25 protein-coding genes are annotated in these 26,436 nt (G+C 73.9%); 4 read left to right on the forward strand and 21 right to left on the reverse strand.

The genetic code is table 11. The features are described 5' to 3' along the window. Nucleotides 1–10 precede the first annotated feature (10 nt). From EES41_RS33360 to EES41_RS43295, 15 genes are read right to left on the reverse strand one after another with little or no spacing between them, the layout of a single operon-like run. The gene (locus tag EES41_RS33360) at nucleotides 11–286 is read right to left on the reverse strand and encodes a hypothetical protein (RefSeq protein ID WP_214349619.1); all 276 of its coding nucleotides are present in this window, start codon (nucleotides 284–286) and stop codon (nucleotides 11–13) included. Then, nucleotides 279–2,555 (reverse strand): hypothetical protein, encoded by a 2,277-nt coding sequence (locus EES41_RS33365; protein ID WP_123081628.1) that lies wholly within the window; start codon nucleotides 2,553–2,555, stop codon nucleotides 279–281. The genes EES41_RS33360 and EES41_RS33365 overlap by 8 nt, the downstream gene beginning before the upstream one ends. 22 nt (nucleotides 2,556–2,577) lie before the next feature. Continuing rightward, on the reverse strand, nucleotides 2,578–4,275 hold the full coding sequence (locus EES41_RS33370) for a phage tail protein (RefSeq protein WP_123081629.1): 1,698 nt from the start codon (nucleotides 4,273–4,275) through the stop codon (nucleotides 2,578–2,580). A 20-nt stretch (nucleotides 4,276–4,295) separates the two neighbouring features. Beyond that, nucleotides 4,296–6,377 (reverse strand): putative baseplate assembly protein, encoded by a 2,082-nt coding sequence (locus EES41_RS33375; protein WP_123081630.1) that lies wholly within the window; start codon nucleotides 6,375–6,377, stop codon nucleotides 4,296–4,298. Continuing rightward, a complete protein-coding gene (locus tag EES41_RS33380) occupies nucleotides 6,374–6,763 on the reverse strand; it encodes a GPW/gp25 family protein (RefSeq protein ID WP_123081631.1) in 390 nt (129 codons plus the stop codon). The genes EES41_RS33375 and EES41_RS33380 overlap by 4 nt, the downstream gene beginning before the upstream one ends. Before the next feature lie 13 nt (nucleotides 6,764–6,776). Beyond that, on the reverse strand, nucleotides 6,777–7,160 hold the full coding sequence (locus EES41_RS33385) for a hypothetical protein (protein WP_123081632.1): 384 nt from the start codon (nucleotides 7,158–7,160) through the stop codon (nucleotides 6,777–6,779). A gap of 13 nt (nucleotides 7,161–7,173) precedes the next feature. After that, the gene (locus EES41_RS33390) at nucleotides 7,174–8,871 is read right to left on the reverse strand and encodes a phage baseplate assembly protein V (RefSeq protein WP_123081633.1); all 1,698 of its coding nucleotides are present in this window, start codon (nucleotides 8,869–8,871) and stop codon (nucleotides 7,174–7,176) included. Then, on the reverse strand, nucleotides 8,868–9,617 hold the full coding sequence (locus tag EES41_RS33395; protein WP_123081634.1) for a LysM peptidoglycan-binding domain-containing protein: 750 nt from the start codon (nucleotides 9,615–9,617) through the stop codon (nucleotides 8,868–8,870). Before EES41_RS33395 ends, EES41_RS33390 begins: the two co-directional genes overlap by 4 nt. Nucleotide 9,618: 1 nt before the next feature. Next, nucleotides 9,619–10,668 (reverse strand): DUF4157 domain-containing protein, encoded by a 1,050-nt coding sequence (locus EES41_RS43920; RefSeq protein WP_123081635.1) that lies wholly within the window; start codon nucleotides 10,666–10,668, stop codon nucleotides 9,619–9,621. Next, complete coding sequence (locus tag EES41_RS41690) at nucleotides 10,665–10,823, reverse strand: hypothetical protein (RefSeq protein ID WP_164496009.1); 159 nt, start codon at nucleotides 10,821–10,823, stop codon at nucleotides 10,665–10,667. Before EES41_RS41690 ends, EES41_RS43920 begins: the two co-directional genes overlap by 4 nt. Continuing rightward, nucleotides 10,820–11,182 carry a phage tail assembly protein gene (locus tag EES41_RS33405; RefSeq protein ID WP_123082859.1) on the reverse strand — a complete coding sequence of 121 codons (363 nt, stop codon included), beginning with the start codon at nucleotides 11,180–11,182 and terminating at the stop codon, nucleotides 10,820–10,822. Before EES41_RS33405 ends, EES41_RS41690 begins: the two co-directional genes overlap by 4 nt. A gap of 5 nt (nucleotides 11,183–11,187) precedes the next feature. Then, a complete protein-coding gene (locus EES41_RS33410) occupies nucleotides 11,188–11,628 on the reverse strand; it encodes a phage tail protein (protein WP_123081636.1) in 441 nt (146 codons plus the stop codon). 24 nt (nucleotides 11,629–11,652) lie between these two features. Further along, nucleotides 11,653–12,798 (reverse strand): phage tail sheath subtilisin-like domain-containing protein, encoded by a 1,146-nt coding sequence (locus EES41_RS33415; RefSeq protein WP_123081637.1) that lies wholly within the window; start codon nucleotides 12,796–12,798, stop codon nucleotides 11,653–11,655. Nucleotides 12,799–12,827: 29 nt separating this feature from the next. Continuing rightward, nucleotides 12,828–13,667 carry a Pvc16 family protein gene (locus EES41_RS33420; protein ID WP_123081638.1) on the reverse strand — a complete coding sequence of 280 codons (840 nt, stop codon included), beginning with the start codon at nucleotides 13,665–13,667 and terminating at the stop codon, nucleotides 12,828–12,830. Between the two features lie 3 nt (nucleotides 13,668–13,670). After that, nucleotides 13,671–16,148 carry an ATP-binding protein gene (locus tag EES41_RS43295; RefSeq protein WP_254211664.1) on the reverse strand — a complete coding sequence of 826 codons (2,478 nt, stop codon included), beginning with the start codon at nucleotides 16,146–16,148 and terminating at the stop codon, nucleotides 13,671–13,673. A 345-nt stretch (nucleotides 16,149–16,493) separates the two neighbouring features. Here EES41_RS43295 and EES41_RS33430 point away from each other — a divergent pair, with 345 nt between their 5' ends. Further along, the gene (locus EES41_RS33430; RefSeq protein WP_254211665.1) at nucleotides 16,494–18,107 is read left to right on the forward strand and encodes a phospholipase D-like domain-containing protein; all 1,614 of its coding nucleotides are present in this window, start codon (nucleotides 16,494–16,496) and stop codon (nucleotides 18,105–18,107) included. 210 nt (nucleotides 18,108–18,317) lie between these two features. Here EES41_RS33430 and EES41_RS33435 read toward each other — a convergent pair whose 3' ends face one another. Then, nucleotides 18,318–19,271, reverse strand: a complete 954-nt coding sequence (locus EES41_RS33435; RefSeq protein WP_123081640.1) for a TauD/TfdA family dioxygenase — start codon at nucleotides 19,269–19,271, stop codon at nucleotides 18,318–18,320. A gap of 156 nt (nucleotides 19,272–19,427) precedes the next feature. On the opposite strand from EES41_RS33435, the gene EES41_RS33440 reads away from it, so the two are divergent. Then, nucleotides 19,428–20,666 (forward strand): hypothetical protein, encoded by a 1,239-nt coding sequence (locus tag EES41_RS33440; RefSeq protein WP_123081641.1) that lies wholly within the window; start codon nucleotides 19,428–19,430, stop codon nucleotides 20,664–20,666. Between the two features lie 37 nt (nucleotides 20,667–20,703). Here the strand turns inward: EES41_RS33440 and EES41_RS43300 are convergent, their stop codons facing one another. After that, the gene (locus EES41_RS43300; protein WP_254211666.1) at nucleotides 20,704–21,045 is read right to left on the reverse strand and encodes a hypothetical protein; all 342 of its coding nucleotides are present in this window, start codon (nucleotides 21,043–21,045) and stop codon (nucleotides 20,704–20,706) included. A gap of 4 nt (nucleotides 21,046–21,049) precedes the next feature. Between EES41_RS43300 and EES41_RS33445 the strand changes: the two genes are divergently transcribed. Beyond that, the gene (locus EES41_RS33445; protein WP_254211667.1) at nucleotides 21,050–21,976 is read left to right on the forward strand and encodes a S8 family peptidase; all 927 of its coding nucleotides are present in this window, start codon (nucleotides 21,050–21,052) and stop codon (nucleotides 21,974–21,976) included. A gap of 16 nt (nucleotides 21,977–21,992) precedes the next feature. Here EES41_RS33445 and EES41_RS33450 read toward each other — a convergent pair whose 3' ends face one another. Then, on the reverse strand, nucleotides 21,993–23,447 hold the full coding sequence (locus EES41_RS33450; RefSeq protein WP_123081643.1) for an MFS transporter: 1,455 nt from the start codon (nucleotides 23,445–23,447) through the stop codon (nucleotides 21,993–21,995). Continuing rightward, complete coding sequence (locus tag EES41_RS33455) at nucleotides 23,444–23,734, reverse strand: hypothetical protein (RefSeq protein WP_123081644.1); 291 nt, start codon at nucleotides 23,732–23,734, stop codon at nucleotides 23,444–23,446. The genes EES41_RS33450 and EES41_RS33455 overlap by 4 nt, the downstream gene beginning before the upstream one ends. A 77-nt stretch (nucleotides 23,735–23,811) precedes the next feature. Between EES41_RS33455 and EES41_RS33460 the strand changes: the two genes are divergently transcribed. Then, nucleotides 23,812–24,396, forward strand: a complete 585-nt coding sequence (locus tag EES41_RS33460) for a helix-turn-helix domain-containing protein (protein ID WP_123081645.1) — start codon at nucleotides 23,812–23,814, stop codon at nucleotides 24,394–24,396. 73 nt (nucleotides 24,397–24,469) lie between these two features. On the opposite strand, the gene EES41_RS33465 is transcribed toward EES41_RS33460, so the two are convergent. After that, on the reverse strand, nucleotides 24,470–25,399 hold the full coding sequence (locus EES41_RS33465; RefSeq protein WP_123081646.1) for an aminoglycoside phosphotransferase family protein: 930 nt from the start codon (nucleotides 25,397–25,399) through the stop codon (nucleotides 24,470–24,472). 58 nt (nucleotides 25,400–25,457) lie between these two features. Beyond that, a complete protein-coding gene (locus tag EES41_RS33470; RefSeq protein WP_250569694.1) occupies nucleotides 25,458–26,390 on the reverse strand; it encodes a LysR family transcriptional regulator in 933 nt (310 codons plus the stop codon). Nucleotides 26,391–26,436 lie beyond the last annotated feature (46 nt).

Consider the following 26,436-nt stretch of genomic DNA (forward strand, 5'->3'; position numbering starts at 1 on the left):
CGCCCCGCCGCTACGGAACGCGCACGGCCCGGGGCCCGGGCTTGGGCCGGGAGTTCGCCGCGTCGGGGGCGGCCGCCGCCTGCCCGGTACCCGGCGCGTCGTCCTCCGGCAGCAGTTCCTCCAGGATCCGGATCGCCCCGCTGACGCGCAGCAGCCCGTCACGCGTCGCGGCCTCCTCCTGCATCAGTCTCTGGAGCTGGGCCTGGCCCTTGTCGTGGTCCCGCCGGAGCCCGGCCAGGCGCTCCCGCATCCGGTCGGGCAGGTCAGAGGTCCGCTGATCAGTCATCGTGTGTCCCTTCGGGTGGTGCCAGGAGGGCGGCGCTCTCCGGCTGGCCGTGTTCCCCGGGGTGGAGGTAGAAGCTCCGTTCGCTCTCCGGCTTGTCCTGCTCGTTCGCGATCCGGTGGGCTTCGGCCCAGGCGTCCTGCCGGACTCCCGTCACCTGCCAGGACACCTTGACGCCGGGCCGGTCGGTCCGCAGGGTGAAGCGGTTGTCCTTGATCTCGTCGATCACGGCCGCCTGCGCCAGACCGCCCACCGGCGTGAGCTGGTAGCGGAAGTCGCGGTTCAGGGCCTCGAAGTACTCCGGCAGGGCGACGGTCGCCTTGCCCTGCCCATCGGTCTCGACCACTCCTCCGTAGAAGGTCGCCATGTCCGGGGACTCCACGAAGGAGTGCGACAGGTATTTGTTGGCCGGGTCCAGGGGATGGTCGATCATGAAGCCGCTGCTGCCCTGAATCACGCTGCCGGTGACCGTCAGGTTGCCGTTCACGTCGAGTTTGGAGCGGGGCGTGATCGTTCCGATGCCGACCAAGTCCTCGCTGCCGCTCAGGGCGATGACGTTGCCGCCGCTCTGGAGGTTCAGGATCCCGTTTCCGGTGTCCTGGACGACCGATCCGTGCAGGTGCAGCACGGCCTCGGCGCCGCGCCGTCCGAAGTGCTTGCCGAAGGTGGACTCCCCGGCCACCGTCAGACCGCCTCGGCAGGCCAGCGTTCCGGTTCCGGTGTCCATCACCACCCCGAACCCGGCGCCGGTGTTGCCCCAGAAGCCGACGGTGGTGTCGGTCTCCATGCCGACGAACGCGCGGTCCGCATCGGGACCCCGCTGGTGGAACCAGATGCCGGCCGACGTGTCGACGGGGCCCTGCCGGCACCGCATCCGGCCCCTGACGTCCAGCGCGCTTCCCTGGCCGCCCTTGCCGATCGAGAGCAGGTCCTGGCCCGACCAGAGCCGGGCGCTGCCCTGGAACGCGTACCAGACCCAGCGCTCGCCCTGTTGGGGCATCGTCACGAAGTTCCCGGACGCCCGGTCGGCGAAGGAGTAGCCTCCTCCGCCCCCGCCGGAGTGGACTCCGCCGCCGCCCACGTTCAGGGCGGCCTCCACCGACTCGGTGGTCGCGACGCGGACCTTGCCCGCGGCGGACAGGTCACCCGTCATGTCCGTACGGCCCGTGACGTCCAGGCGGTCCGTGACGCTCAGGCCGCTGGCGACGTTCAGGCCGCCCGTGACGGTGAGGCCGCTGCCGACGCTAAGGCCGTCCGTGACGGTGAGGGCGCCGCCGACGCTCAGGCCGTCCGTGACGGTGAGGGCGCCGTCCTCGCTCACCACCAGCAGCTCGGTTTCCGTGCTCTCGTTGCGCAGGTGCCAGCCCCCGTCCTCGCCGGGGAACATGGAGTACGCCGGTCCGCTGTCGTCGTTCTCCAGCTCGATCCCCGAGCCCGGCATCGGCGTCGAGACCCGCAGCCCGTGCACGTTCGGCGCCGACGGGGTGATCTCCACCGTCGCCGAGGGGGAGTCCGTGCCGATCCCCACCCGGCCCGTGGCCCCGTCCGCCGAGAGGGCGGTGTGCGCCGTGCCGTCGGCGGCGAACACCGTGAGATCCGCTCCGCCACCCGCCCTGGCCCGCAGTTCCGCCGCCGGACCCTGGCCGACGGTCGTCGCCGGCCCCGCCGAGACCTGCGCGCACCGCAGCTCCACCCGTTCCACGGGAACGCCCACCGTGCGGCGCGGCCCGGCCGTCAGCCCCGAGACGGAGCCGTCCGCGGCGAGCGTCACCTCGGCCAGCACCACCTGCGCGCCCACGTCCTCGAACCCGGCCCGGGGCACCAGCCGCAGCCAGGGGGCGTGCAGCCGGATCAGCCGGGTCTCCCCGACGACCTCACGCCAGGTCAGGGTCAGCAGGTACGTCCCTTCGGGGACCCCCGCGGTCCCCAGGGGCAGCAGGCCGTCGCCGCCGACCACCACCGGGGTGATGTTCAGCAGCTGGCCGGGGTCGAGGTTCGGGTCGACGAGGGCGAAGCCGCCGGGGTCGACGACGCTGACCCGGCCCGCGGCGTCCAGCGCGGTGCCTGCCTGGACGGTCAGCCCGGCCTGACCGGGCGTCGCGCTCACCCGCAACCCGCCGCAGACGCCCCAGGTGTGCAGGGTCGCCCCGCGCGCTTCGTCGAGCCGCCGCAGGTAGTCCTCCGTGTCCATCAGGCTCTCCGCGCGGGTGGTGGATCCGCTGCGGACGCTGACGGTGTCGAAGTTGAAGTATTCCGTGCGCTTGACTGGCATGCTGCTCACCCGCTCGTCACTGCTAGTCGGTCCTGGTCACCGCGCGGATGCGGCAGTGCGCGGGCTTGTGCCGGTCGAGAGTGGAATTGATCATTCCCATGGCCTGGTTCACCTGGCGCTTGCGTTTCACCGGATCGGCCGAGAGGTCGGCCTCGGTGAAGTGGATGACCACGTTGATGTCGAAGGGCTGGATCCGGGACCGGAAGTCGTTCAGGTCGGTGCCGGACGAGCCGCCCTGGCCGGGATCGCAGACGATCAGGTGCTCGCCCCGCGCCGTCATCCCGGTGGGACTGACGAAGTGGCCCGGACCGGTGACCGGCAGGGTGCTCGCCGCTCCGGGCCCCGTCTCCACCAGGTGGACGCGGGCCGGCACGGCCTTGAGGAGGATGAAGGGTGCGTCCGTGGCCGAGGGCCAGAAGGGTTTGAGGCCGGCGTCCAGCACGTACAGCCGGCCGGCCCCCGCCCGGGCCACCGCGGTGGGCGCGACGAGCGGGTTGTCCGGCGGCAGGAGACGGGTGTGCGTCCAGGCGGCCGCGGCCGTTCCGCCCCGGACCACCCGCACCAGGTTGCCCCCGCCCGCCCCCGGGGGCGGGGTCGTCAGCTGGTCGCCGCCGTCGCCGATGACGAGGGCGCCGTCCTCGTCGACGAACAGGGAGAGCGGCTCCTTGACCAGGCCCCCGTCCAGCTCCTTCACCGTCACCGAGAGGGGAGCGGGGCGTACGACGAAGACCCGCGGCGACGCCGCTTCACCCGGCGCCAGCCGGCGGTCCAGGACGAGCAGATCGCCCTTGCCGTCGATGGCCATCGCCAGCGGGTGCACCGGACCGGTGTCGGACAGCGCCGTCACCGCGGTCGCCGTGTCCGCGGTGTACGGGGCCGGGACAGAGAAGATCCTTCCGGCGTGGTCGAGGACGAACAGCGTCTCCGGCTGCCCGCCGCCGGCGGGCCGCACCGCGACGCCGATGACGTTGCCCAGGGCTTGCTGGGGCACCAGCGGTCGGGGCAGCGGCGAGCTGCTGTTGTCGAAGTCGGGCTGTCCCGCGGCGTTCAGGCGCCACACCCGCCGCTTGTGGGAGAACGCGACCTCCTGCGGCAGACCGCGGTCGCCGACGAAGAGCGAGCCGTCGGGCCCCCAGGTGACGCAGCACGGGCACATCAGGCCCTCGCGGATGACCTCGTCCTTCCCCTTCAGCAGCGGCCGGAACGTCGCGAGCGAGGAGACCGGGGCCGGTACACCGGACTCCAGGTGGACGAGGAGCAGGGAGGAACCGTCGTCCAGCGCCACCCGGGGCCGGACCCCGCCCACCGCGTGCAGGTCCATCAGGGCGCTCAGGCCGGAGCGCAGCCCGCGCCGCCGGTGGATGTCGCCGATCTCGGCGGTCGCCTTGCGCCGCTGGTACTCGTCCCACAGCTGCTCGCCCTGGAGTTCGGGGAAGCCCAGGGACACCCAGGAAGCGAGCCACGGCAGGAACTCCGGCGGCGTCGACCACGGGTCGAAGAGCCGGTCCAGCCGCGCGATCCGCTCCCCGATCGCCGGATGGGCGTGGCTCTCGTCGCCCGCCCGCGTGTGCTTCTCGTGCAGGATCGGCACACCGTCGGAGATGCCGCTCAGGATCTTCTCGAAGACCCGGAGCGCACTGCCGAGGGAGAACTCGCCCTCGGCCGGAGCCTCCTCCCAGAGCACGGGCGGGAGGTAGCGGAGATAGCTGCTGTCGGGCATGGCCGGCGTCCTCCGTTCCGTCACTGGGACGAGTTCCTGACCGTCACGGCCGATGTGCCGGCGCAGACGAGTTCGTAGTCGGCCACCTGCACTGAGGCGCCGGGCTCCGGGGACGGGAAGGGCCTGCCACCGGGGTAGGCGGGCGGCCCGGGCCGGACGCTGAGCTGCTCGATGTAGCCCACGTCCTCGGGGGGCATGACCGCCCGGAACAGATCCGAGCCGAAGACCTGCTGGCCCACCTCCCACCCCTGCCCGGTGGGCCCGCCGCGGGTCGGGTGCAGGAACTCGGCGGTCTTCCGCTCGACATCGGCCTTGACCTGCGCCAGGTCCACGCCGGCCAGCTCCGCCTCCCGCCACACCACCACGCTCACCGCGGCGACGACGGGCAGGTATCGGGGGCCGTGCACGAACAGCCGGACCGTCAGGTCCCGGCGCTCGTCCAGGTACGCCCGTACCGCGTCGATCAGTTCGGGCGGCGGCTCCGGCCGCGCCACCAGCGCGCCCTGGTCCGGTACGACGACCACGGTCACGTTCCCGGGCGCGCGGTCGATGCCGCCGAAGGTCCACGGAGCGCCGTCCTGCGGGTGCGGGGCCAGGCACCGGCTGATCCGGACGTCGCTGGTCGCCTCCCGCGCCAGGTAGGCGTAGTCGTCGGCCGTCACCGCGCGGTCCCGGATCCTCAGCTGCTCCGGGGCCCTGCGCAGGGTGTCCTCGATCGGTTCCTCGTCACAGCCGTCCGTGGCCGCCGCCGTGTTGGAGACGCCGCTGACGCCGGTGGGCACCGTCCCGTCCGGCCGGGTGCCCATGACGACGATCTGCCCGTGGGAGACGTTGCCGGCCGTGCCCGACGCGACGTACCGGTACGAGCTCGCCCGGATCAGACTGCCGGCCGGCGGGATGCTGCCGTGCCCCGCGCTGTCGCGCTCGCCGTGGCTGCCGAACCCGACTTCCCCGGTCACCGGGTCGAGCCGGTACGCCTTCCCCGGCCCCGGCAGCAGCTCGGGCACCTGCCGCCAGGTCTCCCACTCGGGCGGCGTGCCCTGGCCGACCTGGACTTCGAGATCGGCGTACGGGGCCTTCGGGTCCGGCCTCCGGTACAGCGGACGGTTGCGCAGCGCGAACACCTGGAAGGGTTCTCCGCTGCTCTCGCCGAGCGTCTCCGGGGCGCGCAGGGAGAGCGCGGTGTGCGCGGGAGCGGCGTTGAAGAGGACGCGGCCGAGGCCGACCTCCAGCGGCCCGGGGCCCGGGTTGGAGATCATCAGGTCGATCCAGAACCGGCTGGCGTCGAAGACCGGGGAGCCCGGCGCCGGGCTGGAGTTGCCCCACTCCTCGTTCGGGTTCTGGGAGCCCCACGACTGCGTCATGGTCAGGTGGACGGGCTTGTCGTGGAGGTCCTTCGTCGTGCCGGAGGGTCCGGTCACGGGCCAGTCCGGCGGCTGTTCGCCCCCTCCGGACCGGGACCAGGACACCGTTCCCACCGGTGCGTCAGGGACGGGCCGCAGCAGCCGGGGCCGCAGCACGACCTCCGCGGCGCGCGCCTCCTCGAAGCCGAGGCACAGGTGCGTCGTCAGACCGGGCGGTACGGAGATCGGGTCCCGCCCCGTCCCGCCGCCCACCAGGTCGGCGGACACGTCCTGGTAGAGGAAGACGGAGTCGTCACCGGGGTCGGGGGTGAGCAGCAGCGCCGTGGTGAGGCCGAAGGGCAGGACGGTGACGTCCTCGTCGGTCTCGAACACGATGGGGGCCTCGCCCTCCACGGGCAGCGTGTGGGCCTGCGTGCCCGCAGGCACCAGCACCGACTCCGCCTTGGTGGTGAACGCCAGGTGGGTCGAGGCCGGGGTGGCGGGGTCGCGGGTGATGCCCATCAGGCGGAGGAACGCGAGGTAGTTCTTCTCGGGCACCTGGTTCAGCCGGTAGATCATCCCCTCGCCGAGCCAGGCGAACAGCTCGATGAGGGTGATGCCGATGTCGCTCGGCTGGTCGTCCGTCCACTGGGGCGCGTACGTCGTGCGCAGCGCCCGCATCTCGGCCGCCAGGTCCTGCCAGGTCCGGTCGTCCAGATCCGGGGGCAGCACGCGCCCGCGCCGCGATCGCGGGGTCACGGCGACCGCTCCAGCAGGAAGGGGTGCACGACCCGGTCGATGGCGCCCGTGGCGCGGATGCGGTAGCCGATGTCGATCAGCAGGGCGGCGCGCTCGCCGTCGTTCGTGACCGTGACGTCGACGAGCTCGATGCGCGGCTCCCAGCGGCTGAGGCCTTCCTCCACGTAGTAACGGGCGAGGCCGGCCGTCGACTCGTTGTTCGGCGCGAACAGCAGGCGCTTGAGGTTGCAGCCGAAGTCGGGGCGCATCACGCGCTCGCCGTACTGGGTCCCGAGGATGATCCGAATGGACTCCTGGATCTTGCGCCGGCCCGAGGACTCGTCGAATCCCGCGGTTCCCAACCGGACCGGGAAGGCGACGCCGCGGCCGTGGACTTCGGACTCCATGATGGCCTCCGGATCACTCCGAGCTGAGCTTCGACTGGTTCGCCGCGGGCGTCAGTACGGGCAGCAGTGGTACCGAGCCGTTGGTCGTGAGGCTGATCCGGTCGAGCATGACCGGGAATCCGCCGGACCTGAGCTTGCCGGATTCGCCCAAGGACACCGTCTGCACGGTGGTGCAGGGCGTCAGCGGTGAAACGGTGTTGGGACAGTTCGCGATGGTGGCGCCCATCAGGCTCGACTTCACCAGGACCGGCTTGCCCTCGACCTTCAGCTTCTGCGTGCTGGAGGTCTTGACCAGGTCCGGAACGGGCGGCGGTTCGGGCGGGGGGTCGGGTGGAGGCGGTGGCGGGGGAACGTGCCCGCAGGTCACCGTGCTCGCCGTGGTCAGTACCTTGCCCATCCGAGGTCCCTCCTCACGTGATGTTGACGTCCGTCTCGCTGACGACGAGCTTCGTCGCGCCCTGCGCCGCGGCCAGTTCGACGGAAGAGCCCGCCGTGATCGTCGTCGTGCGCCCGGCCGCGGTCAGCGTGACGTCGCCGCCCGCCGTGAGCGACAGGTCACCGGCGGCGCTGATGGTCAGCGAGCCGTCGGCCGCGTTCAGCGTGATCGCGCTGCCCCGGCCGCCGTCCCTGATGACCACCTCCCCGCCGGCCTTCGCGTCGTCGAAGGTGATGGTGTGGCCCGACCGGCTCTTGATGACACGGGTGCTGTTCGAGCCGTCCGTGTTGGTGGCGGGGGGCGGCTGGTCCGCGTTCCACAGGCCGCCGATGACGTACGGCTTGCCCAGGTCTCCCTGGTCGAAGGCGACCAGCACCTGATCGCCCGGCTCGGGCAGCCAGTAGAAGCCCATGTCCTTGCCCGCCATCGGGCGGGCGCACGGCGCCCAGCCTCCGGTGAACCGGTCGGACAGCCCCGGGAAGGACACCTTCACCCGGCCCAGCGGCGCCTTGGGCGGCACGGCCGTGACCTCGTGATTGTCCTCCACCACGCCGAGGACCACACCGTAGAACGGCTCCGTGCGGTTGGGGGGCGGCTCCTCCACGATCTGCTTGCGCAACATGCCCAGCAGGCTGGAATGGCCGCCCTGGCTGATCGAGAAGTCGGTCATGAACCCGCCCTCGTCGATCCGGTGGGTCACCTTCCGGAGCCGGTAGGTGCCGCTGAAGCGCTTGCCGACCCCGCGGATCTCGATGAACTGGCCGGCGCTCAGCCCGGGTACGCCGACGCACGAGCCGGAACCCTCGTACATGCCGTCCAGCAGCTCCGCGAGCAGCGACTGCGCCAGGACCTTCGCGTCCAGCGGATTCTCCAGCGAGTGCCGGCGGATGCCCTTGCGCGCCATGCCGACGAGCAGGTCGGCCGCGGAACTGCCGAGCCGCTCGGTGAGCTGGTCCACGCCGAGGTCCGCGGCCAGGGCCAGGCCCTGGACGGTCTGGGCGAGCTCCTGGTTGTAGCCGCGTACGATCTGCAGCCCCGCGGCGGCCGAGGCCGAGACGCGCGGCGTGAAACTCGACAGGTTCCGGCCCCATTCGAGGACGTGGGTGGCCGCCTGCGGGCGCGGGAAGCGGAAGTACATCCGGTCCCACTCGACGTAGACGTCGAAGTGGTAGCGCCGCGCCCGGTCCTTGAGGAAGGCCATGTCGCTCTCGACCTGGATGATCTTCTCCTTCACGCCGGGAGTCGGGTCGACGACCGGGACGAGCCCGTTCTCCACCGCGATCCGCGCGGCCACCAGGCTGTCGTTCATGAACGTGTACTCGGTGGGCTCCGGCTGGCCGCGGCGCATCCGGTACGACTTGTCGTAGCCGGACACCTGCACGGTCGGCGGGCCGCTCTGCGGGAACGACGGCTCGACGGCGGCGATCTCCCCGAGGAACGCCGGCTTGAGGTCGTTGCCGTACCCGAGGTGGATCTCCACCGTCTTGCCCGGGTCCAGCAGCGGGGAATCGAGCAGTGCGTTGTCCGGGTTGCGCAGCACGAAACCGAAGGAGCCCGCCAGGTCCAGGCTGGTCTCGACCGTCATGCTCAGGACCTGCTCGGCCAGTTCGGCGGCCATCGTCAGCCCGGCGACGCGGATGTCGAAGCGCGGCGCGTACGACGAGGTGGTCATGGCGCCGCCCCTCCCGCGTGCCGGGGCGGGATCACCAGCCGGGTGTTGGGCGCGAGGTCCAGCGGGTCGACGACGCGGTTGGCGTCGGCGATCTCCCGCCACAGGGCCGGATCGCCCAGATAGGTCGCGGCGAGCCCGCTCAGGGTGTCACCCCGCACCACGACGTGGACCGACGCCGAACCCGACACCACCGCCCCGGCCGCCGCCACGGCCCGGTTCGCGATCCCCGACACCGTCGGAGACCCGAAGAACACCCCGCGGCGCACGTCGATGTCCGTCGGCACGTACTCCTGGAAGCGGACGGAGAGGCTGGAGCGCACCGGGGTGCCGTTGCGCAGGAACATCGTGAAGCGCTGACCGGCGTCGACCAGCACGCAGCGGAACTGGAAGCTGCCCAGCGAGAACAGCAGGACCGGCGGCCCCTGCGTCCGCGGCCGCTTGTCCAGCAGCCGCACGATCGGGCCGGTGTGCGCGCGGACGTCGCCGCCGCTCTCGTACGTGTCGAAGAACAGCTCCATGCTCAGGGTCCGGGCCCTGCCGCGCACGTACTGCACGGGCGGGGTGTTCAGGCCCGGGATGCCGATCTCGGCGAAGCTGTTGCCCTGGTCGAGCTTGAGTTCCTCCGGGTTGAACATCACCGGGAAGCCCTCGCCGGACGTCGTGTCGATGATCTCGGCCCTGGCCAGCGCGGCGCTGACCGGCGAGGGGCCTGGCACCTCGGGCAGGCGGAACGGAGTGGCCGGCACGTCAGCCTCCCCGCTCGGACTCGTCGCGCAACCTGCGCATCACGTCGTCGATCAGCTCCCGCCGCAGCGCCTGTACGTCGACGGGTGGCGGCGCGGGCGCCGCCCCGGCGGCCTCCCGGTCGGCCGGGGCGGCCATGGAACGCGCGGCGGCGGAAGCGGACGGCGGGGCCGGGGCCGGGGCCACAGCCGGTCCGGCCGCCGGGGCGACGGCCGCGCGCCCCGAGGGGCGCGCCGGCGCGGCTCCGCTCCGCGCCGACGGCCCCGGCAGCGGGCCACCCGTCTGCGGGAAGGCGCCGGGGGCCGCCGCCCGTTCGGCGGCGAGCGCCTCGGCCTCCTCGGCGCGGGCGCCCGCGCCGGTCGCCCGGTGCCAGGCCGCACCCGGCCGCATCAGCGCCAGCACGTGCGTCGCCTCGTGGACCAGCAGCCCGAAGCCCCGCTCCTCCTGCGGCCGCAGCCGGCCGCGCCGGAAGAACACGTCCCGCCCGACCGTGACGGCGTCCGCCCGGCGGGCCCGCGCGAGCGCGTCGGCCGGCTCGTCGTGGTGCACCCGCAGCACATCCGCCGCCGGCCCGACGGCCCCGCGCAGCCGGGCCCTGGTCGCGGCCGGCAGGACATCGCCCCGCGGCCCGTCGGGCGCGGCCGACGGCGGCCGCGGGGGCGGGGCGGGGGAGCGGTCCGGCGTCCGGCCGGCGTCCGGGCCCGCGGGCGGGGCGGCGGCCTCCCGCCCGGCGGCGCCCGGCAGCCGGGGCGCCGGGCGGGACCGGTTCGCGGACCGTTCCGCGACGAGGGGCACGGGCCGGTCCGGGGCGGACTCGACCCGGTCGAAACGGCCCGCGCACACCACCAGGCCGGCCGCGTGGTCGACGAACACCCGCAGCGGGCCCGCCCAGGGCAACGGCGTGAGCAGGCGCGCGGCGAGCCCGCGCCCCTGGGCGTCGAGGCGCTCGCCCAGGGTCGGCAGCGGCGCGACGCCGTCCCGGGGCAGGTCCCGCGCCGTGTCCCGCGCGCTGTCCTGCGCCTGCGCGCCGTCCCGTGCCGTGTCCCGCGTCATGGTCCGTCCTCTCCTTCCCCCGCGGCGACGATCTCGCGGATCCACTCCATCCGCTCCGAGTGGTCAAGGGTCAGCAATTCGGCCAGCGTCCAGTGGACACGGCGTCCGAGAAAGGCCACCTCCTGGCGGACCCGCGCCACGGGGTAGCCCCTCATCCCCCCGGCCGGGGCACCTCGGCCTCCTGCTCCTGACCGCAGTTCGGGCAGGTCACCCAGAGCGTGGCGGGAACGAGCCCGTTGATCCGGTTGTAGAGGTCCTGGAGGTGCGCCAGGTCCTCCGAGTACAGGCCCTCGATGACCCCCGGCGTGACCTCGGGCACCCCGCCCAGCCTGGTCACCACTCGGGAGAGGAGGACGACGATCAGGTACGCGGGCCAGCCCTGCACCCGCGGGTCCTTCAGCGGGTAGATCTCGTCCGCGGCCGTCGCCAGCCGCATCACACCGCTGCGGTGCAGGTTCCCGGCCTCGTCCACGTACCCCTTCGGCAGCTCGAACTCGACCTCCGTGACCAGCATCGCCGTCACACCCGGGTCAGGCCCTCGTGGGCCAGTACGAGCGTGTCCACGGCCACGTCGGTGCCCTTGCCGCTGAACGACGCGCCCTCCCACTTGGCCGGCCACGCGCTGACGAAGTTCCAGCGCGCCACCTCCGCGTGGTTGCTCAGGTCGAACACGACGATCGAGCCGTTCTTGCGGACCACGTTCCCGTCCACCACCTGCTGGCGCCAGGCCCACAGCTCCCGCGAGGGAGTGATGCCCCACTTCAGGGTGATGTCGGAGAAGCTCGTCTTGCCGGGCAGCTTGCGCACCGTGGTGTTGTCGCCGCCCTCGCGGTTCTCGATGATCTCCGTGGTCGACCCCAGGCCGCTGCACTCGCTGAAGCTGGCCTGGGCGATCCCGTCCAGCTCCACCAGGAAGTTGAAACTGCGGAACGGATCGACCCGCTGGCCTGTCTGAGGCATGTCAGGTCCCTCTCTCCGGTCTCTCTACGCTTCGCCCGCGCGGCCGCCGCCGGACCACAGGCCCAGCTGGATGACGACGTGCTCCGCCGGCCGGGTCGGCGCCAGGCCGATCTCGATGAACACCTGGCCCAGTTCCCTTACCGGGGCGGGGTTCAGCTCCTCGTCGATCTTGACGTAGAAGGCTTCCTCGGCCGACCGCCCGAACAGCGCGCCCGCCTGCCACACCCGCGTCAGGAACTCGGTGACGGTGCGCTCCAGGGCCTTCCACAACGCCGTGTTGTTCGGCTCGAACACGGCCCAGCGCAGGCCCTGCAACAGGGAGTCCGAGATGTACGCGACGAGCCGGCGCACGTTCACGTACCGCCACTCCGTCTTCCTCGCCAGCGCGCGGGCGCCCCACACCAGCGGCGGGCCGCCGGGAAAGGCCCGCAGCGCGTTGATGTTGGCGTTGTTCAGCACGCTCTGCTCGGCGTCGTTGAGGTGGTACTCCAGATCGAGGGCTCCCCGTACGACCTCGTTGGCGGGCGCCTTGTGCACCCCGCGCTGGTTGTCGCTGCGGGCCATCACACCGGCGATGTGCCCCGAAGGGGCAACCTGCACCTGCTCCGGCCGGGTGGGCGGGGCATCGGGGTCGTTGACGGAGATCCACGGCCAGTACAGCGCGCCGAACCCGCGATCGGTCAGCAGGTTCCCGCCCTGGGTGAGGAGCGGCGCGGTGTCCGAGGCCTTCTCGGCGTTGCGCGCCCCGTCCAGGACCGCGAACCGGTCGCCCATGTCCTCGCAGTGGGTGATCACTTTCTGCTGGTTCCCGAAATCGGTCTGCCCCGGCAGGCAGACGATGCTGACGTCGAGCGTGTGGGTGAGCGCTTCCAGCGCGCCGTCCAGCCCCGCCATGTCGGCGACCGGCACGACGTAGGCCATCGTCCCGCCGTTCTCGAAGAACCCGCGCACGGCGTGCGGGAGGCTCAGCGCCTCACCGAACGCGCCGAATTCCTTCACGTACGTGGTCCAGTTGGTCACGAGTTCCGGTTTGCCCAGGGCCGCCTCCGCGACCTCGCCCGCGACCGTGCCGATCAGCGCCGCCGTACTGGTGCCCGCTCCCGCGATCGGCCCGGCGGTCGGGACCTCCAAGAGGTGTACACCTGGTGCCTTCGTCTCGAAGTCGCTCATCGAAGCCTCCTGGCCTGGTCCGTGGTGCGTCAGGGTTGCGGAAGGACGACGTTGTGGACCTGGTGGTCCGACCGGTACGTCACCCGGGTCTGCAGGTCCGGCCGGCCCGGCAGCCGCACGAGCAGCGTGTACTCGCCGAAGTCGAGGCTCCCGAAGGAGAAGTCGCCCGAACGGCCCGCCACCGTGTCCCGCCCGGCCTCGACCACCGAGACCCGCGCCCCGGTCGCCGGCCGCGCCGCGCCGTCCAGTACGTCCAGCACCCGGCCCCGCAGCGCGGGACGGCCGAGGACCGACGGATCGAGCAGGACGTCCCGTACCGGAGGAAGCTGCTGCGGAGGCTCGGGGGAGGCGAGCCCCAGGGTCACGGTCAGCGCCAGCGCCGGCCGGGGAGCCACCCCGAGGGCCGTCCAGAACTGCCCCGTGCCCGCGCTGTCCCTCGGCTGGCCGACGGAGGCCGGGAGCGGGTGCAGCTGCGCGGGCCGCGCCACACCGCCCTGGAGGAACCGCTCGTCGATCACCGGGAAACGGCCCAGCCACAGCAGGAGCTGCCCCAGCAGCCGGTGTTCGTCCTCGGCCTTGACCCCGCCGGTCTTGTGCGACCAGGCGGTGGCCAGGTACGTGCAGTCCACCCTCATGGGCGGCCGCCCGCTGGTGTACCCGTCGCCCGCGGCCGCCCTGTCGAGGAGGGGCTCCTGGCTCCGCAGCGTCCTGTTCTCCTGGACGTCGTGGAGGAACAGGTTCACGGTGTCCTGGGCCGGTTTGAAGTCCTTGTCGGGCGTGACGAAGCTGACGTCGGCCGCGCGCAGTTCCTCGGGAGCCAGGCTGTCGCCCAGCAGCGCCTTGAGCGTCGCGTCGAGGTCCTGGAACACGGCTCAGCCCTCCCCGCCGGCGTCCGGCCCCGCCCCGGGCATGACCTGGTCCAGCTTCTGGAACTCGCGCCGGGTCGCCCGGATCAGCTGCGGCATGCCGATCGCGGTGCCGTCGGAGGCCGCCAGGAACGCGGCGTGCAGGACGACGTTGCGGATGCTCCCGCCGGTCAGCTGGAAGTCACGGGCCAGCCGGGCGAAGTCCAGGGCCGGATCGCGCGGGGCCCGCGGCGGGAAGCACACCCGCCAGATCCGCTCGCGGTCCGCCTCGCCGGGGAAGGGGAACTCCACGATGAACTGGAGCCGCCGGGTGAAGGCCTCGTCCAGGTTCCGGCGCAGGTTGGTCGTCAGCACGGCGAGACCCTCGTACCGCTCCATGCGCTGGAGCAGGTACGCGATCTCGATGTTGGCGTAGCGGTCGTGCGCCTCCCGCACCTCGGAGCGCTTCCCGAACAGCGCGTCCGCCTCGTCGAAGAGCAGGACGGCGTCGGTGTCGGCCGCGGCCGTGAAGACGCGCTCCAGGTTCTTCTCCGTCTCCCCGACGTACTTGCTGACCACCGTGGAGAGGTCGATCTTGACGAGGTCGAGCCCCAGTTCGCGGGCGATGACCTCGGCCGCCATGGTCTTGCCGGTGCCCGGAGGGCCCGTGAACAGGGCGCTCACGCCCCGGCCGCGGGAGAGGGTGTGCTCGAAGCCCCAGTCGTCCATGACCTGCCGGCCGTGCGCCACCCGCTCGCACACCTCCGCGAGCTGCGCAGCGCAGTCCGGCGGCAGGACGAGGTCGTCCCACCCGTAGACGGTCTCGACGCGCTGCGCCAGCGCGGCCAGCCGATGCCGACTCTGCGCCCGCGCCGAGGCGAACAACTCCTCGCGGGTCGGTGCGTTGGGCCTGCCGGGTGCGTCGGGTGCGTCGGGTGCGTCGGGTGCGTCGGGTGCGTCGGGTGCGTCGGGTGCGTCGGGTGCGTCGGGCCTGCCGGGTACGTGGGGTGCTTCCGGTGCGCCGGGCCCGCCGGGGACGTGGGGTGTGTGGGGCCTGCCGGGTACGTGGGGTGCTTCCGGTGCGCCGGGCCCGCCGGGGACGTGGGGTGCGCCGGGCCCGTCGGCTGTGCTGGGTGTGTCGGGCCCGCCGGGCCCGCCGGGTGCGCCAGCTGTGCTGGGTGTGTCGGGCCCGCCGGGGCCGCCTGGGGCGCCGGGTGTGCCTGGTGCGCCGGATGCGTGGGGTGCGTCGGGTGCTGTTCGGGTCGCGGCCTCGGCCACGGCGGTCAGCGCCGCGTCCGCGATGCGGTCGGGGCCGAGCCGGAAGCGGTCGGCCACCGCACGCACGTCGGCGGGGGCCGCGCGCACGCCCTGGGCCGCGAGCTCCCGCTCCCACAGCGCCCGCCGCGCCGCGACGCCGCACGGGGCGACCGGGACGGTGAGGAACCCGAGCGCGCGCCGGTCCAGCGGCGCCCACTCCCCGGCCCCCTCGACGACCACGGGGCCGTCGTGCCCGGCCAGCAGGCCCGCCAGCACCCGCTCGCGCACCTCGCGCTCGTCCGGCCGCAGCCGGAAGCCCTCGATGTCGTCGATCCGCAGCAACGCGCCCAGCAGCGAGGCCTCCCGGAACGCGAGGGCCAGTACGTCCGAGGCCGCGTCGGCCTCGCCCGGCAGGCCCGAGGTCTCCACCGTCAGGAGCGCGACCCCGAGCCCGGCCGCGAGATCCCGGGCCGCCCCGCCCCTGGCGGAACCGGCGGGCCCCTGGGCGTACACGCGGGGCGGGCGCCCGCCGGGGGACCGGGACGCCATGCGTACGAGGCCCTCGTGCTCCGGATCCGACCCGGCCGCGGGGGTCTCCAGCCGGCAGCAGCGGGCGAGCCTGCGGTCCAGGCCGCTCTGACCGAGCAGCACATCGGTGATCTGCTCGTCCAGCACCATGAAGTGCGCGAGCAGCGGCGGCTCGACGGCCCGCGGGTCGGGGACGAGCGCGAGCAGGCGGTGCGCGGTCAGCGGCGCCTGCGGGGCGAAGACGGCGCGCGCGGCCAGCCGGCCCTCGGCGGTCGTGGCCAGCAGGTCCAAGGCCAGCCCGACCAGGGGGCGTTTGCGGCCCACGTCGTCCTGGAGGTGGCCGTAGAGCCGCTCGTAGCGCAGGTCCGCCTCGGGAGCCAGCGCCAGCAGCGCCACGTCGAGTTCGAGATCGCTCAGGCCGTACCGGGTCCGCAGCCACCGCCACCCGATGTGCCCCGCACTGATCAGGTCCCATCCGGGGCGCGGCTCGCGGGCCGTCGGCGCCGCCAGGAGGGGCCGCCCCGGGGGCAGTTCGAGCAGCCGCCGGGCCTGGGAGGCGCTCACGTGCAACCCCGGGAACGCCTCGGCCGCCGACTCCGGCGCGCACCGGAACTCCATGGCGTCCACCGCCTGCGCCAGCAGGTCGTCCAGCCGGCAGAACGCCACGAGCAGCGGCGACTCCGCCGCCACGGGGCGTGACGGAGCCAGGAGTTCGGACACGCGCGACTCCTCGGGAGGGGATGCGGTGTCCGGGGCGCCGGATGGCGCCGCCGACCGCCGGCTGCCGCCTGAGCGGCGCGGGCGGGCCGCCCGGACACCGCTGGGTCCCGGTCTGTTGCCGGGGCCCGAGGAAGACTGATGCATCCAGCGTAGATCTGCCCTTTTCGCGCTGCAATGCGGGAGTGACCGCCCCGCCGGCCGAGCCCCGTGGCTCAATCCCGTATACACAATTTCTTCACCCCATATCCGCCTGGTAGCTTCCGTGAGTTGATCTTGGACGTCGCCCCGCGCCGCCCCTCGTCGGGCGGCCCCGCGACGGAACCCCCCCTCATGCAAGGAACCGAATTGCTCCGCCACTCACGGCCCCGCTCCGTCACCCGCGCCGCCGCGGCGTCCGTCGCGACCGCCGCCGCGCTGATCGCCCTCCTCCCCGCCACCCCGGCCCTCGCCGACTCCACGCCGCACCTCGACGTCGTCGAGCGGTCGCTGCGCCAGGTTTCCCCCGGCCTCGAAGGCCGCGTGTGGGAGCGCACCGCCGGCAACGCCCTCGACGCCTCCACGCCCGGCGGCGGCGACTGGCTGCTCCAGACCCCCGGCTGCTGGGGCGACGCCACCTGCGCCACCCGGCCGGGCTCCGAGCGGCTGCTCTCGAAGATGACCGAGAACATCTCCCACGCGACGCGCACCGTCGACATATCGACGCTCGCGCCCTTCCCGAACGGCGCGTTCCAGGACGCCATCGTCGCGGGCCTGAAGAACTCCGCCGCGGGCGGCAACAAGCTCAAGGTGCGCATCCTGGTCGGCGCCGCCCCGCTCTACCACTTCAACGTGGTGCCGTCGAAGTACCGCGACGAGCTCGTCGCCAAGCTCGGCGCCGACGCGCGGAACATCGACCTGAACGTCGCCTCGATGACGACCTCCAAGACCGCGTTCTCGTGGAACCACTCCAAGCTCCTCGTGGTCGACGGCCAGTCGGTGGTCACCGGCGGCATCAACAGCTGGAAGGACGACTACCTGGAGACCACCCACCCGGTGGCCGACGTCGACCTCGCGCTGAAGGGTCCGGCCGCCGCCTCCGCGGGCCGCTACCTCGACGAACTGTGGTCCTGGACCTGCCAGAACAAGAGCAACATCGCCAGCGTCTGGTTCGCCTCCTCCAACGGCGCGGCCTGCATGCCGTCCCTGCCGAAGGGCGCGGCGGCGCCGGCCCCCGCGGGTGACGTGCCGGCGATCGCCGTCGGCGGACTCGGCGTCGGCATCATGGGCAACGACCCCGCCTCCCAGTACCGGCCCGTCCTGCCGACGGCCCCGGACACCAAGTGCGTCGTGGGCCTCCACGACAACACCAACGCCGACCGCGACTACGACACGGTCAACCCGGAGGAGAGCGCCCTGCGCGCCCTGATCTCCAGCGCCACCGGGCACATCGAGATCTCCCAGCAGGACATGAACGCGACCTGCCCGCCGCTGCCCCGCTACGACATCCGCGTCTACGACGCCCTCGCCGCCAAGATGGCCGCCGGCGTGAAGGTCCGCATCGTCGTCAGCGACCCCGAGAACCGAGGCGCCGTCGGCAGCGGAGGCTACTCGCAGATCAAGTCCCTCTCCGAGATCAGCGACACCCTCCGCGACCGCCTCGCCCTGGTCACCGGTGACAAGAACAGCGCCCGCACCGCCATGTGCTCGAACCTCCAGCTGGCCACGTTCCGCAGCTCGGCCGCCCCGAAGTGGGCCGACGGCCACCCGTACGCGCAGCACCACAAGCTGATCTCCGTCGACGACTCCGCCTTCTACATCGGCTCGAAGAACCTCTACCCGGCCTGGCTCCAGGACTTCGGCTACGTGGTCGAGAGCCCGGCCGGAGCCCGCCAGCTCAACGCGCAGCTGCTCGCCCCCCAGTGGCAGTACTCCCAGGCCACCGCCACGGTCGACTACGAGCGCGGCCTCTGCCAGGCCTGACCCCGCCAGCCCGGCACCGCTCGGCCCGGCACCGCCCCGCCCCCGTAGCATCGGGGGCGGGGCATCCGGGGAGGGGACGGCGCCGGGCTTCGCCCTGTACCGCGGCCCGTCCGCTCTCGATGCCCGAACCGGCCGCGCGGGTCGGCCTGTCCGCCAACGCCTGCGGGGCCCTGGCCCGGCAGCGGCTGGGGATACCGTTCACCCGCCGGCTCACCAGCGCCCGGGCTGCGTCCCCGTCACCGGCTCCGACGGTTTGCCGTCCACTCCGACCGGGACCTCGCCGGCCAGCATCACTCGGTGCATCAGCCGCGGCGCGCCGAGGTGCGCCGTGTCGTTGGGGGCCAGGTGGATGGTGGCCCGGTTGTCCCAGAAGGCCACGTCGCCCGGCTCCCACCGGAACCGGACGGTGTATTCGGGCCGGACGGCCTGCTCCAGCAGCAGCTCCAGCAGCGGGGCGCTCTCCGCCCGCGACAGGCCCAGGATCTGTTCCACGTAATAGCCGTTGACGAACAGCAGCCGCTCTCCCGACTCCGGGTGGACCCGCACCAGCGGGTGGTGCGAGGCGGTCTGACGCTCCAGCAAGTGCCGTACGTACGCGTCCTCGCCCGCCCGCGGCTGATAGCCGACGCCCAGCCGGTGCTCGGCGCGCAGCCCGTCCACGAACTCCCGCAGCGGCGCCGACAGCCCCGCGTACGCCGCCGCCAGGTTCGACCAGCAGGTGTCACCGCCGTACGGGGGCACCGCCTCGGCGCGCAGGACCGTCGCGGCCGGCGGGTCGATCCGGGCGCCGTGGTCGCAGTGCCAGCCCCGCAGCAGCGTGTGCCGTCGCCGCTCCAGCCACTCCTCGCGGTCCATGCCGTACCGCCCGCCCAGCTCCAGCCGGTCGGCGGTCGTCTCGATCTCGGGGAACTCCGGCGGCGAGGCACTGCCCCGCTTGCCGAGCCCGACCGGCTCGCCGAACCGGCGGGCGAACGCCAGGTGCGCCTCGTGGTCCAGGTCCTGGCCCCGGAAGAACACCACCTTCCAGCGCAGCAACGCCGCCCTGATCGAGGCCACGGCCGCGTCGTCCAGCGGCCGCGCCAGATCGACACCGGTGATCTCCGCCCCGGTGTGACCGGCAACCGGCCTCACCTCGACGGGGCTTCGGCCCGCGCCCTTCGTCATACGCACTGCTCCCTCGCATCGGTGCGTCCACGCCCTTTTCCCGCGGCGGACGCGCCCCACCAGCATGACCGCCGCACCGCCGCCGGGACAGGGCACGTCCGCCGCGATGCCCGGGAGGGGTCGGCGGCTCCCGGGTACGGTGAGTACCTTCTCTCCATGCACATCGACGAGCCGGGTCAGCACAGCAGCCAGCAGCGGGGGCACGTACTTCTCATCGCGGGTGATGCCGCGGTGCGGCGCCGTGCCGTCCAGGTCGCGCCGAGTGCGAACCTGGCGGCCCTCGGGCTGGTGCCCGTCTCCGTACTGCTGAACAGCCACGCGCCCAGCGACACCACCTACCTCGACGGGGCGCGCGATCCCAACACCGTGCTGATGCGGCTGCGCGCGGCCGCCGCCACGCCGGGGCCGCTGCTGGTCTACCTGTCGGGCCGGCTCACCTTCGACCGGCGCGGCCGCGACCTCCACCTCGCGCTCGCGGGCAGCACCGCGTCCACGGTGCGCTACACGGCCCTGCCCTGGGAATGGCTGGTCACCGAACTGCGGCCCCGGCCCGCGGGGCTGACCACGGTGGTGCTCGACCTCGTCGCCGACAAGGCCGCCTGGCCGGTGCTGGCCGAACTCGGCGGCCTGCCGGTGCCGGCGGCCGCGGAGACGTACGGGGTGGTCATCCCGCCCGCCTTCACCGGCGGCGAGAACACCGTGAGTTCGTACACCCGGCACTGGATCGACCAGCTGCGCCGCAACCCGACCCGGCCCACCGGCGTACAGCTGCACGCCTTCGCCGTGGGGGCCGCCGCGCTGCCGCCGGGGACCCTGACCCTGCCGGCGACGCGGGCGCTGAGCGCGCCGTCCGAGCACCAGCAGCGGGGCGGGGTGGAGGAACCCGTACGGTCCGCGCATCCGGTGCAGGCGGCGGCGGTGGTGGTGCCCGCGCGGGCGCAGGCGCCCGTACCGGCCGCGCCGGGGCGGGATCCGAGGCCGCACATCCACGCCCTGGCCACCTCGGGCCGCCACCACGAGGCGGCCACGCTCGCGCAGGCCTGGGAGCAGCACGTCCTCCAGGTCCACGGCTACACCTCGCCCGAAGCAACCGAATGGGCCGAGATCCGGGCCGACCTGGCCAGGATGGCGGGCAACTACCGCTCGGCGACGCAGCTGTGGATCGGCGCCGGGCGTTCCCGGCTGGCCCGCCAGTCCCCGGACGCCCCCGAGGTCCTCGCGGCGGCGGCCGGCGCCCTGTACTGCTGGACGCAGCTCAAGGACGAGGCGGCGGCCCGCGAGGCCGGACTCGAACTCCTGCGCCTGCTGGACGCCCTGCCCTCCCTGGAACCGCGTCTGCTGCGGCTGACGCGGCAGCGGCTGGAGGTGTTGAACGGCACGCCGAGCCAGTGCTGAGCCGTCCGGGTCACGGAATCGGGCGCGGCGGAAACCGCTAGGCCGCGCGGCTCGTCTCCGTGGGCGGCGGCGGGTGGCCGCCGGGGCGACGGGAGCCGGACATGAGACGCGCGTGGGTGGCGGCAGGGGTGGCGGCGGTACTGGGCCTGGCGGCGTGCGGGCCGACGGAGCCGGCGGAGCCGACGGAGCCGACGGAGCCGACGGAGCCGGGAGGGTCGGGGGCACCGGGAGGGTCGGGGGCGTCGGCGCCGCCGTCCGCGTCGGCGCGGCCCTCCCCGTCCGGGGCGCCCTCCCCGGCCCCGTCCGGCAAGCCCGCACCGTCCTCGGCCCCGACCGGGAGCGCCGGGTCCGGTACGGCGCCGGAGCCCGTCGTCCGCACGGGAGTGCCCTGGCACCTGGACCGCCTCGATCAGCGCACCGGGCCGCCGGACGGCAAGTTCGGCGCGCGCGCCGACGGCAGCGGGGTGCACGTGTACGTCATCGACACGGGGCTCGACATCGCGCACGCGGAGTTCGGCGGCCGCGCGACGGCCGGCGCCGACTTCGTGGGGGAAGCGGACTCCCGCGACTGCCTCGACGGTCTCGGGCTGGGCCACGGCACGTTCGTGGCGGGGATCATCGCCGGCACGACGTACGGGGTCGCACCGCGGGCCGACCTCGTACGCGTCCAGGGGATCGCCTGCGAGGAGGGCAGCGGCAGTGCCGGACACCACGGGGCCGCCGGCGCCCCGGCGGCGGGCGCTCCCGACGCCGGTCCGGACGCCGGTCCGGACGCCGCCATCGTCAAGTCCGTGGACTGGGTGACCGCACACGCCCGCCGTCCGGCGGTGGTGAACATGTCCCTCAACCTCAAGAACCGCTCCGCCGCCGTCGACGCCGCCGTACGGCGCCTGATCGACGCGGGGATCCCCGTGGTCGTCGCGGCCGGGAACTTCAGCGACGACGCCTGCGGTCACTCCCCGGCCGGGGTGGGCGGCGCGATCGTCGTCGCGGCCTCCACCCGCACCGACCGCCACTGGAAGGACTCGGAGGGGTTCGGATCCGGGTACGGCACCTGCGTGGACCTGTACGCGCCCGGTGAGCGGATCACCTCCGTACTGGCGGGCGGAGGCACCGTCACCGACGAGTCGGGCGCCACCTCCTGGGCCACCCCGCACGTGACGGGCGTGGTCGCCCTCTACCTCGGCGCGCACCCCGCCGCGACACCCGCCCAGGTCCGCACCTGGCTCCTGGGCCGGGCCGTACCCGGCGCCCTGACCGGCGTCCCGGCCGGGACGCCCAACCGGCTGCTGAACACCGGAGGCCTGTGACCGGGTACGCGGCGCCTCACACGGGGAGGGGGGCGCGGCGCGCGCGGCGCCGGCCGGCCATCGTGACGGCGAGCGCGAGCACGATCAGGGCCGCCGCGACCGCGAACGTGATCCGCGTGCCGGTGGCGACGGCCCCGGGCCGTGCCGTGGTGATGTCGGCCGCCGCCGAGGCGAGCGAGAACACGGCGCCCATCGCCGACGCGCCGGTGATGAGCCCCAGGTTGCGCGACAGGTTGAGCATCCCCGATATGACGCCCCGCCGGTCCGCGGGGACGTCGGCCATCACGGAGGTGTTGTTGGCCGTCTGGAACACCGCGTAGCCGGCGGTGGTGACGGCGATGGGCGCGAGGTACCCGATGACGCCGAGGGTCGCCGGCAGGACCGCGAGGGTCAGGGTGCCGGCGAGCACCCCGCCCAGTCCGACGACGGTCATACGGCGGGCACCCCACCGGTCGGTGACCCGGCCGGCCGGCGCGCTGGTCAGCGCCGCGACGAGCGGACCGGCCGACAGGGCGAGGCCGACCCGGGCCTCGTCGAGCCCGAGCGCACGCGACAGGTGGAACGGCCCGACCACCAGCGTCGCCATCATCACCGTCGAGACGAGCGCGCTCGTCGCGAGGCCCGCGCCCAGCACCGGCTCACGGAAGGTGGCCGGGCTGATCAACGGCGAGGCCGCGCGGGCCTCGGCGCGTACGAAGAGGGCGACACCGAGCACGGCGGCCGCCAGCAGGACCGCGCCCCGGACACCGGACCCGCCGCCGCCCAGGGTCATGGCGAGCGCGTACGCCGCGAGGGTGAGCGCCAGCAGCAGCGTGCCCACGTGGTCGAAGCGGGCCCGGGTCCGGCCGGGCTCCCGCGCCCGGTCCGCCGGCAGGTGACGGTGCGCCAGCAGCAACGTCAGCACGCCCAGCGGTGCGTTGACGAGGAAGACGGCCCGCCAGTCGAGTCCGGCGATCAGCAGGCCGCCGAGCGACGGCCCGAGCGCGGTCCCGACCGCGGACATCGTGCCGAGCAGCCCCATGGCACTGCCCGTCCGCGCCTTCGGCACCGTCTCGCCGACGAACGCCATGGTCAGGGCCATCATCACGGCGGCTCCCAGACCCTGCGCCGCGCGGGCCGCGATCAGCAGCCACAGCGTGGGCGCGAGCCCGCACAGGACGGAGGCCACCGTGAACAGGAGGATTCCGGCGAGGAGCAGCCGGCGGCGCCCGATGAGGTCGCCGAGCCGTCCGACGCTGACGATCAGGGTGGTGATGGCGAGGAGATAGGCCAGGACGATCCACTGGACCTGCTGGAACGAGGCGTCGAACGCCCGCGCCAGCGTCGGCAGGGCGACATTGGCGATGCTGGTGCCGAGCGAGGACAGCAGCATCGACAGCGAGAGGCCGGCGAGCGCCCACCGTACCGAGGGCGCGGGCCGCGACCGGCCCTCGGCCACGGCCGCGTCCGGACCGGTGACGTCCCGGCTCATCCGGCACTCCGCACGCCCGCGAGGCCGGCCGGAGCGCCGGGCAGTCCGGCGCGGCGTACGGTGACCCGGCCCCCGAGGCCGAGCCGCCCGGCGAGGACGCGCCGGACCTCCTGCCCCGGGCCGATCGGCTCCCGCAGCCGGGCCGCCGCCCCGCGCGGGAACGGCGGGCGCCGCTCGCCGCCGGTCTCCAGCCGGGCGCCCGTCACCTCCCGGTCGACGTCGGTGTGATGACGGCCGGCGCCGTGGCCGTGGTCGTGGTCGTGTGCGGATTCTCCGTGTGGGTTCATGCCGCGGAGGGTGGCCCCTCGGCGCCGCTGCGGCAACTCTTGTTGCCGTTTCCGGGACGGCAGGGTGGAATGCCCGCATGGAACCCACGCCGTCGTACCGGGCCGTCCTCGACGAGGTCGGCCCCCGGCTCAAAGCGCTGCGCGCCAAGCGCGGCCTCACCCTGGCGGCGCTCTCCGAGGCGACCGGCATCTCCAAGAGCACCCTGTCCCGGCTGGAGTCCGGGCAGCGCCGCCCCAGCCTGGAACTGCTGCTGCCGCTCGCGGGCGCGTACCACGTGCCCCTGGACGACCTGGTCGGCGCTCCCGAAGTGGGCGACCCCCGGGTACGGATGACGGCCCGAGCCCTGCCGAACGGCGGCACCTTCGTCCCCCTGTCCCGCGGCCCCGGCCCCCTCCAGGCGTACAAGATGGTCATCGCGGACCGCGGCGCCGAGCCGGTGCTCCGCACGCACGAGGGCTACGAGTGGCTGTACGTACTGGAGGGCCGGCTGCGGCTCGTCCTCGCGGAACACGACCTGGTCCTCGGCCCCGGGGAGGTCGCCGAGTTCGACACCCGGCTGCCCCACTGGTTCAGCAGCGCGGACGGCCGTCCCGTCGAGGTCCTCAGCCTCTTCGGCCGCCAGGGGGAACGCATGCACGTCCGGGCGAAACCCAACGGCTGACGGGATCCGAAGGAGTGCGCCCGCGAACCCGGCCGTTCCGTTCGCGATCGATTCCACGTCCATGGACCGCGCCCTAACGGGACGACGCGGGCACGCCGTCCCGGCCCGTCTCGCCCAGCACCGCCCCGATCACGTGCCGGGCGTTGCCGGCCATCGCCGGGTTCGTCCGCCGGTAGTGCGGGAGCGCGATCAGCGCCTGCGACAGCGTCCGCGCGCGGCCCCGGATCCAGGTCGCGTCGTCGACGCCGAGCGCCTCGCGGAAGACCTCCCGCGCACCACCGGCCGGCAACAGGTTCCACGCCGGGAACAGGTCACAGGCCGGATCGCCGACGCCCGCGCACCCGAAGTCGATCACCGAGGTCAGCCGTCCGGCCTCCACCAGCAGATTGCCCGGCATCAGATCGGCGTGCAGCCACACCGGCGGGCCGTCCCAGTCCGGGGCGCGCAGCGCCTCCTCCCACACCGCGGCCGCGGCGTCGCAGTCGACGCCCTCCTCCGGGATCCCGCGCAGCCGCCCGATCGCCGCCCGGGTCCCGGCGTCGAGCGAGCTGAGCGGCCCGCCGCGATGGGCGGCCGGCGCACCCGGCAGGGTGATGCTCCGCATCGACGCCACGAACCCGGCCAGGTCCCCGGCCAGCGCCACGGGCTCGCTCAGCGCCCCCGCCTCGGGGTTCGCCCCCGCCCGCCACCGGTACACCGACCACGGCCACGGATACCCCTCGGCCGGTTCCCCGGCCCCGAGCACCTCGGGGATCGGCGTGGCCAGCATGGCCGCGAGGCGCGGCAGCCACTCCCGCTCCAGCGCCACGTCCCCGGCGCCGCCCGCCGCCAGGGGCAGCCGTACGGCCATGTCCGCGCCCAGCCGGTACATGGCGTTCACCGTGCCGCCGGACGCGAACCGCTCCACCGCCAGCCCCGCCCACCGCGGGAACTGCCCGGCGACCAGGCGCCGTACGAGGTCCTCGTCGACGGGGGACGGACCGCTCGTTCGCTCTGTGCTCATGGGGCACCATCCGAACTCCCGGCACCGGAGGGCGTCAAACCCTTTTGCGCGCCCGGCGTCAGGGCCGCGCGTGCTCCGCCAGCAGTTCCAGGAAGGCCGTGGTGACCGGATCGGGGCGCGGTCGCGCGTACGCCGCCAGCTCCCGTGACACCGGGGGCTCCGGGTCCAGCAGGTGCCCCGCGAAACCGGCCGGGACCAGATTCGCCGGCACCAGCGCCGGGCCCAGTCCGGCCGCCGCCAACAACGGTGCGGCCGCGGTCTGTTCGGTACGCACCGCCGTGCGCGGCCGGAACCCCGCCCGCTCGCAGGCCCGGTCGAGGACCTCCGCGAGGCCGTTGCCCGGGGCGAAGTGCACCCAGGCGCGCTCCGCCAGCGCCCCGAGTGCCACCCGGCCCGTGCCCTCCGCCGCCACCGGATCGTCGGCGGCGACGGCCACCACGAACCGCTCGGTGCCCAGGGTGCGCACCGGCCCGTCCCAGCCGTCCGGCACCGGTCCGACCGCGAGGTCGGCCCGGCCCGCGGCCATGGCGGCGAGCAGCGCGTCCGCGTGCGCGAACTCCACCAGCCTGACGCGGACTTCGGGATGGCGCCGGTGCCAGATCCGCAGGACGGGCGGGAGCACGCCCAGCGTGATCGAGTAGACGGTCGCGAGCTGGATCTCCCCGCCGGCGAGACCCGCGGCGCGCCGGGCGGCCGTACCGGCCCGCTCGGCGTCGGCGAGCGCGGCGCGGGCGTGCGGCAGCATGGCCCGGCCCATCGGGGTGAGCCGTACCGCGCGCGGCAGCCGCTCCAGCAGCGGGCCGCCCGCGCTCCGCTCCAGGGCCTGGACCTGCTTCGACAGGGCGGGTTGGGTGACGTGCAGCAACTCGGCGGCGCGGGTGAAGGATCCGGTGTCCACGACGGTCACCAGGTACTCGAACTGCCGCAGCGTCGCCATCGCCGCCGCTGTGCCCGTCACCGTCACCGTGTCCGTACCCGTCCCTTTGACCATTCTCCCAGGCTATCGCAGCCATGAGAACGATGCCTTGGACGCATGG

It is taken from the genome of Streptomyces sp. ADI95-16 (genome assembly GCF_003721495.1).
Lineage (GTDB): Bacteria > Actinomycetota > Actinomycetes > Streptomycetales > Streptomycetaceae > Streptomyces > Streptomyces goshikiensis.